Below are 10,878 nucleotides of genomic sequence, written 5' to 3' on the forward strand. Positions count from 1 at the left end.
ACACGTGAACGAATCGGTGAGGGGTGACCGCTCACTGATCCCTTCCCCGGGCCGGTTTCCGCAGGTCGAGGTGGTCCTGGCCCGTGCGGCACCCACCGGAGCCGACCGCCCGCCGTGGCCATGTGGGGGGGGGCGTACCGCTCCCGCGAGGCACCGCGGAGGCGGGCGGTCGGCGGCGGCATCGTGCCGCCCGGCTCCGAGCGCTGACGGCCGCCCGGCCCTCCCCGTTCGCGGACACCACCGCAGTTCTCACGACGTCCGGCCATGGCGGGCACCGCGCCGAACGGACGCCGTGCGAGGTCAGGCCCTGCCGAACAGGCCTATGTGTTCGTAGCGGTTTTCCTCAGCACCAGCCGCGACTGGCGTCGGCGAACCGTTTGAACGCGGCCTGGGTTCCCGATCCGGCGATTCCGTCGATCGCACCGGTGTAGCCCCAGCTGTGCTTGAGCAGCCGTTGCAGGGCCTTGACCGTGCCGCTGCCGACGATGCCGTCGACGGCCCCCGTGTAGCCCCAGTGCGCCTTGAGGTTGCGCTGGAACGCCTTCCAGCTGTTGGTGCCCAACAGGCCGTCGAGCGGGCCCGTGTAGCGCCAGTTCGCCTTCAGCCAGCACTGGACGTAGGTCGCCTGCTGGCCGCTCAGGCCGAGGTTCACCACCGCGAGGGCGGCGGTTTCGGAATGGGTGTCCGCCTGCGGCGTCGGCGCGGGAACCGCGAAAGCGGTGCTGGCCCCGGCCAGGCTTCCGGCGGCCAGCACCGCCGCCGCGGTGACACTGACGAGCGTCCTGGTCAACGTACTCGGTCGCATACGCTTTCCCTTCGGTCACAGGGCGGAACAGGACGCCGCAAAAAGCGTTCGTCAGCGTCCCGTTGATGCGTCCTCTCCTGATGTACAGGGTGAAACTACTTCGTCTGCGACGGCTGTTCGGGAACGCTCCGGGAAATGACCGGTAAGGGATACCAATCGGCCGATGCGAAGCGGTCGTCCGGGGCGGATGCGGGAGGCTAGCGGGGCAGGGTGATGGCGTAGGCCTTGCGCAGGGTCTCGTGGACCGTCCACGTCGTACGGTCCCCCTCACGCAGCACGGCGAGGTCACCGGGCCCGACCCGGAGGGTGGGGCCGTTCTCGACCTCGACGGTGGCGCGGCCGCTGATCACCACGAACAGTTCGTCCGCCTCGACGTCGGTGACCACGCCCGGGGTGATCTGCCAGATCCCGCGCAGCTGCCGTCCGTCGTCCGAGACCGAGAGCAGCTTCCCGGTCACGACGGGCGTGCCGGAGAGGATCTGGGCGTCGTCGAGCGGCTCGGGTTCCAGCTCGGCGTCCGGGATGTGCAGGGCGAAGCTCGCGTCCACGTGCGTGGTCCTTCCTGAGGGTGGGCGCCATCAGACCGTCCCGGCCCGAGCACCGTCAAGGACGGTTCCGTCGGCGTCCCCGGAGCTCACAGGCTGTCGAGGCGCCCCGGCCCCCGCTCGGCGGAGTGTCGAGAGTGCGGGGTCCCTCGGGCGGTACGTCGTCGACGCGAAGGGGGAGCGCTTCACGCTCAAGCCCGCGAACCGGCAGGGAGCCCAGGGCACCCGGAGCGGCTCGGGGGACATCGAGGACCCGGCCGCCCGTACGCCGGTGAGAAGGCGGACCAGATGCCGATCGGTCCGTACCGGGCGCCGGTCTCCCGGACCCTCGCCTCGTTCCACGAGCTGGAGATCAGCAGCATCGGGCCGCCCTGCCCGGACAGGATGCTGCCCGACGCACGGCCGCCGACCACCCGGCGGTCCCGGCGCGGAGTTCGCGCACGGGCAGCACAAGGAACAGTGCGGCAAAGGGGCGTACGCCGCGGGGGCGCCTTCGCGCACCCGCGGCTCAAGGGCGACACCTTGGACGGGCTTCTCTGCCGCCGGAGCCACCGTTCTGGGCCGCTTAGGTGGCCGGGTAGGTGGCGACGACCTTGCCCTTGCCGTCAGCCGCGAGGTAGCCGGTGGCGTGGTACTCGTTGCTGAGGTAGAAGCGGAGGGTCGGCTGATCGGAGTTGAACGTCCAGCGGCCGACGATCAGATAGCGGGTCGACGGATTCTCCACGTCCAGTTCGCGTTCGCCGCGCTTCATCAGGTCCGGGAGCGCGTCCCAGTCCAGCGCGGCGGCGTCGAAAGGCTGCTCGTCGGCATCGTCGCGCCGGATGGTGCCGCCCACGCCCGTGCGGCGGGCGGTGCCGTCACGGAACTCGAAGCGGTCGTAGGTGCGGGCGCCCGGCTCGGTGGGGATGGAGGCCAGCGCGTACTCCTCGTACACCGTCAGCTCCTTGAACCGGGTGGTGCCGCTCACCTCTCGGAACGCGTCGATGACGGTCCAGACGTTCGCGGTGGTGAGCAGGCTGCCGCGGGGTTTCTCCGGGGCGGCCGCCTGGGGTGACTGCCCGGGTCCCGGAGAGGTCTCGGAGGGCGTGGCGGGCGGTCCGGAGGCAGGGGTGTCCTGGCCGCCCCCGGCCGGGGCGCCGAGACCGGGGCTCTCAGTGGCCCTGTCCGCGCCTCCCGTGCCTCCGTCAGGCAGCCATCGCACCAGTGCGAAGGTGCCCGCGGTCAGGACTGCCGCGAGGGCGAGGAGAATCGGAAGGCCACGGCGGCGGCGCGTGGTCGGCGGCACCGGAGGCCCGAAGGTCCCGTTCGGCGGGGCGGGAGAGCTGTCGGGGACCGTGGCGGCCGAGCCGCCGGGCAACGGCCGGACCTGCGGCTCCGGGACGGGCGCGGGCGACGGGACGGCGGCGCTGTCCGGGACCGTGGCCGCCGAGCCGCCGGGCAGCGGCCAGACCTGCGGCCCCGGGACGGGCGCGGGCGGTGCCGCCGGTGCCGGCTGCGCCTCCGGTGCCTCTTCCGCCGCCTTCAGGAGTCCTCGCAGCTCCGAGCCGTCGGGGCGCAGCGCCGGGTCCCGTACGAGCAGGCGGGTCAGGACGGGGGCCAGCGCGCCGGACCGTACGGGCTCGGGGATCGGCTCGTCCAGGACCGCCACGAGGGTGGCCAGGTTGGTGGCGCGGCGCAGCGGGTGATGCCCCTCGGCCGCGACGTACAGAAGCATCCCGAGTGACCACAGGTCGGACGCCGGGTTGCCCTCCTGGCCCCGTATCCGCTCGGGTGCGATGAACTCGGGCGAGCCGATCAGGTCGCCGGTAGCGGTGAGCCGGGTGGTCTGGTCGTGCAGCGCGGCGATGCCGAAGTCGGTGAGGACGGCGTCGCCGTCCGGGCGGAGCAGGACGTTCGCGGGCTTGACGTCCCGGTGGTGGATGCCGACGGCATGGGCGGCGCGGAGCGCGGAGAGCACCCCGCGGCCGAGCCGCAGGACCTCGGACACGGGCATGGGGCCCTGTGCCAGCCGGTCCTGCACGGAGCATCCTTCGACGAGCTCCATGACGATCCACGGGTGCGAACCGTCCTGCGGCTCGACGATGTGGTGGATCGTCACCACGTGCGGGTTGGAGAGCCGCGCCAGCGCCCTGGCCTCCCGGACGGCGCGTTCGCGCAGCTGCGCGGTGAGCCCGGGGGCGGCCTCCTCGTGAGCGGGGTCGGGCGGACGGACCTCCTTGAGGGCGACCTCGCGATCGAGTGCGATGTCGCGGGCCCGCCACACGGTGCCCATGCCGCCGCTCCCCAGCCGGGAGACCAGTTCGAAGCGCCCGTCGACCAGGGGTCGTCTCGCGGACTCGCTCATGCTCATGGCCGGTCATCGTAGGCCGTGGGAGTGACAGCGTGCGCGGAGGGCGACGCTTCGCGGGGATCCCCCGTCGTGACGACGGCGGCTGAGCCGTTCGGCGGGGGGCGCGGCCGGGCTGCTTGGCGGACAGGTGAGGGTGACGGACGCTGGGCGCGCTTGTGCCGGACGCGTTGTGGGATCTGACGGAGGCCGCCGTGGAGAACCTGCCGAGAGACCGGTCCCGGGCGTGGGGCACCGACCGGTGAGGCGGCGGCGACACCCGGACGGGGACCTGCCGGGAAAGACGCGGGACGTACGCCCGGCCTGGCTGTGGGCCGGCTGGCTAACGGCCGTCACGGTCCTGGTGACGGGCTACTTCCGCCTCCCGCTGGACCGTCTGGGCCCGGACCGTCCCACACTCAGCTGGACCGTGTTCATCACGCTCCTGGCGGGCCTCGCCCTGCTGCTGCTCCGGCAGATCCGCGCGGTGCTGCTAGACCGGCGGGACGCCAGGCCGGGTCTGGTGATCCCGTTCCTGATGAGCCTGTCGGTCCTGGTCTTCTCGGGCGGCTACCACGCTCTGGCCCGGGCGCCGGGCGAGTTCGTCGGTCTGGAGACCCGGCTGGACGCCCTGTACTTCACCGTGGTGACTCTGGCGACCGTCGGCTACGGCGACATCACGCCGCAGGGGCAGACCGCCCGGCTGGTGACGATCGTCCAGATCCTGTACAGCTTCGTCTTCCTGACGGCGGGCGCCACTGCCTTCAGCCGCCGCGTCCGGGGGGTACTGGCGCACCACCTCGGACGCGACGGCCTGTGAGCTGAGCCGCGAGCGGGCCGGGCTCAGCGTCCGCTGGTGGCGGCGTAGTACTGGAGGTCCTGGACCTCCACGCTGCCCTGCACCCGGTACGGCAGCCGCACAACGGTGGCGGCGCTGCCGCCGCGCACGGCCTGCGCGGACACGGAGCCGGTACGGAGCGGCGCGAGGGCGGTGTGCACCCCGGCCGCCATGTCGGTGCTCGTGGTGGCGGAGCCGACCGTGGTGCGGACCGTGGCCGGGCGGGTCAGGAAGGCCACGACCTCCACCTGGTCGCGGGGTGAGGCACTGCTCTGGCGGAGCGACATCACCTTGGTCTGGCTCCCGGTCGGATCGGCGCCGGCGAACTGGGTGCGGGAGGACACATACAGCGTGTCCCGCACGATCTTCGGCCACGAGCCGGTCTTGAAACGGGTGAGGTAGTACGAGCTCAGGTCCAGGTAGCTGTGGCCGTTGTGGAGCGACGGGGCGAAGTGGGTGCCTTCGGAGAAGTCGTTCCAGGTGGTCAGCTGCACCCAGTCGGCCCCGCTCTCGATGGCGCTGTTCCAGGTGTTGCGGAGGTTGGCGGTGTTGCCGGCCTCGTCGTAGATGCCCTGGTTGGGCCGGGCGTCCTGGATGGATACGGGCTGCATCCAGATCTTGCCCGCGCTGTGCGCGCGCTGCGCGTCGCGCGAGCCGCCATCCGAGGTGGTGTAGCTGCGGGTGCCCCAGTCGGAGAGGCCGTAGCTGATCTTCATGAACTCGTCACCGTGGGCGCCGAAGTCGATGAACAGCGGCACGAAGGCGACCCGGACGCCGTGGCGGTCGCGCAGGTCGTCGAGGACACCGGTCCACCAGCTGACACTCTTGGCCTCGGCCTTGAACGGGGACACGACGAGACGGCCGTCGCCGAGCCGGTGGGCGGCGGGGCTCTTGCCCAGCTCCGCGACGGCGTCGGCGAGATCCTTCGGGTCGACACCGCTCAGCGACGACATGTCCGGCATCAGCATGATCTTGAAGCTGGAGTCGACCGAGCCCGCCGCGGCCAGCAGGTCCTTGCTGCGCTCCCAGTTCTTGCCGGACAGCGACAGCATGTCCAGGGTGAACCCGTCGAGTCCGGCGTCGCGCGCGGTGCGGACCTCCTGCTTGAGGTTGGCCAGCTCCCAGTCGCCCGGCTTCGGGGACGTCGGCATCGGACGGTCGCGCAGCAGTCCGCCGTACGCACTGTGCTTGCCGCTCTCGCCCTGCGGGTTCAGATAGTTGCGCGCGTAGTAGTCGCTGCCCGGGCTCGCGTTGTCCAGGGACAGCGGGTACGGCGTGAAGTAGTGGGCGAAGACCAGCTTGCCCTTGGCCCGGAGCGCGGCCCGGTCCGGCATGTCGAACGGCAGTGGGCCACCGGTCCTGCGCTGCTGCGCGGCGGAGCCGGGGGCCGGACTGCCGTCGCCCTTCGCCGCGGCACCGCGGTCCTTCCCGTCCTTGCCGCTCTTGTCTCCCTTGCCCGACGCGGACGGTGACGCCGCGGAGGTACTGGACACGGTCGGTTCACCCGCCCGGGGCGAGGCCGGCGCCTCCGGCAGGAGACCGGAGCCGTCCTTGGCCTCGGGCACGTCCTCCTGGGCGACGACCTTCGGCCCGGCGTCCCTGTCCGTGTGCCAGGACCAGGCGGTGGCCGCCGTCGCGCAGACGCCCGCCAGCAGTAAACCGACGGTCACCAGGGTGACGGACTTTCTGCGGCGCCCGGCCTCCTCTCGGCGGCGCCGACGGGACGACGACGCCGAGGTTCCGCGGCGCGCCCCGCGAGCCGTGCGGTCGTCGCGGCCACGTCGACCGCCTCCGCGCTCTTCGTGGGCCTTGCGGTGCCCCGTGGTCATCCGAGCCTCCCTGTCAGCCGCGCACCTGTGTACGCGGTTCGTACAGCAGTAGAGCGGATGTTTAAGTATCGGACAACCAATCTCCACAAGTGGAAGGCAGGGTGGAGGTCGCCTTTCAGCCGGTCACAGGTCGTACGGCCTGAGCCGGGCCCGATGAGTGTCGGCACAGGACAAGCCCTGTTCCCGGGCCCCGTGGTGAGGTCTCGGCCCATGGCGTCCAGAAGTCCTGTCAGCGCTGCCGTACGGGGACGCCCACGCCGCTCTTCGGCCGGTGGACGGCCGTGTCCGGCAGCAGGTCCCATCAGGCCTCCGCGCGGATCGACGGTGTGTCGACCGGACAGCGGTACTCGCCCCTCGGCGCCCTGTGCCACCGTCAACCGAGCGGCGTTCGTGCGGATATGGGCGGGCGCCCTCGACGAGCGGGCCGCCATGGGAAAGGAACTGCCGCCTTCGGTACGGGCTCCGCTCCCCCGGCGGAAAGTACGGCTCGACGCAGGCCGGGACGGGACCGCAGCGCCTCAGGGGCCTGGGGGCGGGAGGGGGCCCGGGTGCGGTACACGCGGTCAACGAAGCCGACAGCGGCCGGGGTCGGTCACATGGCACCGTCTCCCGTGAGCGTGCCGGGCGGAGCGACGCGCGTGCCCCATCCACCCGGCGACGGCCGGGAGAAGAGAGGCACGGGAGGGGCGAGTGGCGGCACCACGCGGAGTGGGCCGAAAAGGGTGGACGGCCGACCTTGCCAATGCCTACTGGCACTCTTACATTCAACCCGTCGGTAACACCCGCGAGTACACCTGTGCGGGACACCGCTTCGGCGCCTCGCCGCTCACTTCTCGGTTCTCAGTGCGCTCCCTGATCAGCAGTCACGTGATCTCGTTATGACAAGGGGATTTATCATGAGAAAGAGATCCGATGTCGACACGCACGACAAGGGTACGGACGGCGAGATCGTCGGCCGTATCAGCTGGATGCGCTTCGCCGCCCTGTCCGTTCCGGCCGTCGGCCTCACCGCCGCCCTCGGCATAGCGCTGTCGAGCGGGGCACTGGCCGCCTCATTCGCCGTGTCCGGACAGCAGTTCAAGGTTTCGGCGGACGGCCTCACCGGTGAGGGCTTCGCCCAGTACGGCAGCATCGACGGCAACGCACGCGGCGAGCTGCTGCCGGTCGCGGTCACCGCCATCAAGCAGGCCGAACTCCGCAACCTGTGCCAGTCGGTGGTCACGACGCTGCCGGTGATCGGGGACATCTCACTCAACCTCACCGCGGGGAAGTCCTCCCCGGTCGAGGCCTCCGGCCTCTTCGTGGACGCCACCCAGCTGTCCGGCGACGCCGAGTTCACGAACATCGAGATCGGCCGCGACGCGTCGACTCTGGACAAGGGCCCCGACGGCGCGCAGGGCATGCAGGACCTGTTCGGCCAGCAGGCGGACACCGTGAAGATCAGCGAGCTGCGGCAGGTGGCCTGGGCGACGAACGCCGGGACGTTCAAGCTGTCCGGGCTGGACATGAAGGTCGCCAAGGGCAAGAAGGAATGCTTCTGACATGACGTCACCGGTCACGGAGGACGACGGCGCGGCCATGGCCGTGCCACCGGCGGTCCGCCCCACGGGGAAGACCGCGCGAGCGCGCCTGGCCTGGCGTCGCTGGCGCAGGAGCCGCCCGTTCTGGGGTGGACTGGTGACCGTCCTGGCAGGGGCGGAGATCTGCGCCATTCCGCTCGCGCCGCTCAAGGTGATGCTCCATCAGGGCATCGCGGGCGTCCCGTCCGTCCTGCTCGGGATTGTCATGATCATGCTAGGCATCTCGGCATGGGTGGCGCCCCAGTACCGGTCGATGGCCGGTCTGGTGACGACCCTGCTCGCGGCCGCCGCCCTGGTCATGTCCAATCTGGGCGGGTTCCTCATCGGCACGCTGCTCGGCGTCGTGGGCGGCGCGTCGATGTTCGCCTGGCGGCCGGTGACCACCACGGCCGAGGACTCCTGACCGGGCTCGCCCGGCCACACGCGCCCGCACCCCTCACCTCCCCCTCCTTCTCCGTCGCCGGGCACCTGCGCGCCCGGACCCCGGAGCCACCGCCCTCGGGCCCCCCACACCCGGCATCCCGTGGCGACCCGCCACACCGTCCCCGAAGGAGAGCACGACATGGCAACCCGCATCACGTCCCCCCGCAGAACCGTGGCCTCAGTGTCCGCTCTGGCCGCGACCGGAGCGCTGGCCCTCACGGGCACCGCGTCCGCCGCCGCACCCACGCCGTCCGCCCCGGCCGCCGCCGGCCCCACCACCGTCACGCCCGCCGGGCACGGCTTCACCGCCGCGCTCAGCGGCAAGGCCACCTTCAAGGCCGGAAGCGTCACTGTCACCTGCTCCGTCTCCAGCGCGGGCGGTTCGGTCCCGGCCGCGCCCGGCAACCACAACCCGTCCGGTCCGGTCACCAGCTCCATCACCGCGCCGACCTTCAGCTCCTGCTCCACCAGCATGTGGGGGGTCAGCGCCACGGTCACCACCAGCGGCGCATGGACGGTGTCCATGCAGCACGGCTCCCCCGTCGTCGCGTCGTTCACCGTGCCGGCCGGAGGGCTGGTCGTCCAGACGTCCGGGCTGGCGAGCTGCACCGTCACCGCCGCGCCGAACGGCCCCGCCGTGGCCGCGGGGACCTGGAACAACGGCGCGCCGTCGTCGCTGGCCTTCTCCGGCGCCACGGTCCCGATCAAGGTCGTCGGCGGCTTCGGCTGCCCGACCAGCGCGACCGGTTCGGCCTTCACGGCCACGTACACCGTGACCGACACCACCGACCCGGCCCAGCAGATCACCGTCTCCGGCTGACACACGGACCGGCACGACGCCGAGCGGCCCCGCGGCCACCGCGGGGCCGCTCCGGGTAACCTGGCCGGGTGACAGGCACGGAAGCTCCCCTCTCCTTCAGGCTCGCGTACGTCCCGGGCGTGGTGCCCGCGAAGTGGGTGCGGGTCTGGCAGGAGCGGTACCCGGACGTGTCGTTGGAGCTGGTGCCGGTGTCCGCCGCCGAGGCTCCCGGCCTGCTGCGGGAGCACGCGTGCGACGCCGGTCTCGTGCGGCTGCCCTTCGACCGTACGGACCTCAGCGCCATTCCCCTGTACACCGAGACGACGGTCGTCGTGATCCCCAAGGACCATGTGATGACCGCGGTGGACCAGGTGTCCCCCGAGGATCTGGCCGACGAGATCGTGTTCCATCCCCTCGACGACACCCTCGACTGGGAGCGCCCGCCGGGGCGTCCCGCGATCGAGCGCCCTGCCACCACCGGCGACGCGATCGAGCTGGTCGCGGCCGGGGTGGGGGTGCTCGTGGTCCCCATGTCGCTGGCCCGGCTGCACCACCGCCGGGACCTCGTCTACCGGCCGGTCACCGATGTGCCGCAGTCGCGGGTCGCCCTGTCCTGGCCGGAGGCGCGGACCACGGACCTGGTGGAGGACTTCATCGGGATCGTGCGCGGCCGGACGGTCAACAGCACGCGGGGCCGCCGCGCACCCGAGGCCGAGACGGAGGCCCGGCAGCCGAAGGCCGGGAAGAAGACGCAGGGCTCCGGTGCCTCACACAAGTCCGGCTCCGGTTCGGCCACCGGTCGCAGCCCGCGCAAGGCCTCCGGCGGCTCCGCCCGCAAGCCGTCCGGCTCGGGCCGCCACGGCCGCCCCCGCCGCCGCTCCTGAATCCGCGCGACACACAGCGCCCGGTGCGCCGGGTGATGCGAAGGCGTTCCCACACCGGGGCGTGTCGCCTCGGTCGTCGGGCGCCCAGAAGATGACAGCGGAGCCCGGGCCGTCGTGACTGCCCCCGTCCCGCCCCGACAGGGGCGGGACGGCGTGTTGCCGCTCGTCGGCGGCAGCGGTTTCCACGGGACGGACGACGGCCCCGGACCGGACGGCTTTGCGGACCTGCGGCGAAGACGTCCCGGTCGCCACCGCAGACCGGACGCGGGACCGGGCAGCCGGGAGCGTGCCCAGGAGCCCCCAGGACCGGGTGGGCGTCGAGACGCTGCGTCCTCTCCCCCGGCACGGTGTACCGGAGGGGGAATGGACGGACATGTCCCGTGCCGGCCGGATCCGGTGGCGCCGCGGACCGGCCCGGCGGCGGTCGTCCGGGAAGTCCCGTGCCACACGGCCCGTCGGTTCGGTGCGCCGGTGGGGCGACGGCATGCCCGGCCGGTGACAGCCGAGACCGATCGCCCCGGAACGGTGGGCCCGCCGGTCGGCCACGGCGGCAGTACGCGCTCTCCCGCTCCTTCGTCCGGCTGCCCGGCACGTACCGCCGCCGGTCGGCCGTTGAGGGGTGAAAAGCGGGTGCGGGTGCGCCCGCGGGGTTCGTACACTCACCGTGCTCCGGCCACCGGGCCGGACGCGCATCCACGGCCTACGGCCTACGACTTCGAGGGGAGACGAGCATGTGCCACACCGGCGCCGCCGTCGTTCCCCCGTCGCGGTACGACGTGATCGGGCCTTGACCCCGAATCCTGGACACGGGTTATGCGGCTGGTGTCAGCGTAGTTGATGTTGTTCTGG

Annotated in this window: 9 protein-coding genes; 5 read left to right on the forward strand and 4 right to left on the reverse strand. The window is 72.1% G+C overall.

The genetic code is table 11. The annotated features are described in order from the left end of the window. Positions 1-343 precede the first annotated feature (343 nt). The 3 genes from I3F58_RS06855 to I3F58_RS06865 form a co-directional block, all read right to left on the reverse strand. Positions 344-805, reverse strand: a complete 462-nt coding sequence (locus I3F58_RS06855) for a peptidoglycan-binding protein (RefSeq protein ID WP_240107332.1) — start codon at positions 803-805, stop codon at positions 344-346. A gap of 197 nt (positions 806-1,002) precedes the next feature. Then, the gene (locus I3F58_RS06860; protein ID WP_240107333.1) at positions 1,003-1,353 is read right to left on the reverse strand and encodes a cupin domain-containing protein; all 351 of its coding nucleotides are present in this window, start codon (positions 1,351-1,353) and stop codon (positions 1,003-1,005) included. A gap of 562 nt (positions 1,354-1,915) precedes the next feature. Next, positions 1,916-3,700, reverse strand: coding sequence for a serine/threonine-protein kinase (locus I3F58_RS06865; protein WP_240107334.1), 1,785 nt, complete (start codon positions 3,698-3,700; stop codon positions 1,916-1,918). Positions 3,701-3,968: 268 nt separating this feature from the next. On the opposite strand from I3F58_RS06865, the gene I3F58_RS06870 reads away from it, so the two are divergent. After that, positions 3,969-4,496, forward strand: a complete 528-nt coding sequence (locus I3F58_RS06870) for a potassium channel family protein (protein WP_374207919.1) — start codon at positions 3,969-3,971, stop codon at positions 4,494-4,496. Positions 4,497-4,519: 23 nt separating this feature from the next. Here the strand turns inward: I3F58_RS06870 and I3F58_RS06875 are convergent, their stop codons facing one another. Next, positions 4,520-6,343, reverse strand: coding sequence for a glycoside hydrolase family 71 protein (locus I3F58_RS06875; protein ID WP_240107335.1), 1,824 nt, complete (start codon positions 6,341-6,343; stop codon positions 4,520-4,522). 896 nt (positions 6,344-7,239) lie between these two features. Between I3F58_RS06875 and I3F58_RS06880 the strand changes: the two genes are divergently transcribed. The 4 genes from I3F58_RS06880 (at position 7,240) to I3F58_RS06895 (ending at position 10,029) form a co-directional block, all read left to right on the forward strand. Continuing rightward, positions 7,240-7,884: a DUF6230 family protein gene (locus I3F58_RS06880; protein ID WP_374207918.1), complete on the forward strand. Its 645-nt coding sequence runs from the start codon at positions 7,240-7,242 to the stop codon at positions 7,882-7,884. Position 7,885: 1 nt separating this feature from the next. Further along, a complete protein-coding gene (locus tag I3F58_RS06885) occupies positions 7,886-8,326 on the forward strand; it encodes a DUF6114 domain-containing protein (RefSeq protein ID WP_240107336.1) in 441 nt (146 codons plus the stop codon). 159 nt (positions 8,327-8,485) lie between these two features. Beyond that, positions 8,486-9,166, forward strand: a complete 681-nt coding sequence (locus tag I3F58_RS06890; RefSeq protein WP_240107337.1) for a hypothetical protein — start codon at positions 8,486-8,488, stop codon at positions 9,164-9,166. Between the two features lie 68 nt (positions 9,167-9,234). Next, positions 9,235-10,029 carry a LysR substrate-binding domain-containing protein gene (locus tag I3F58_RS06895; protein WP_240107338.1) on the forward strand — a complete coding sequence of 265 codons (795 nt, stop codon included), beginning with the start codon at positions 9,235-9,237 and terminating at the stop codon, positions 10,027-10,029. Positions 10,030-10,878: the final 849 nt, after the last annotated feature.

The sequence above is a fragment of the Streptomyces sp. MUM 203J genome, assembly GCF_022414595.1.
In the GTDB taxonomy this organism is placed as follows: domain Bacteria; phylum Actinomycetota; class Actinomycetes; order Streptomycetales; family Streptomycetaceae; genus Streptomyces.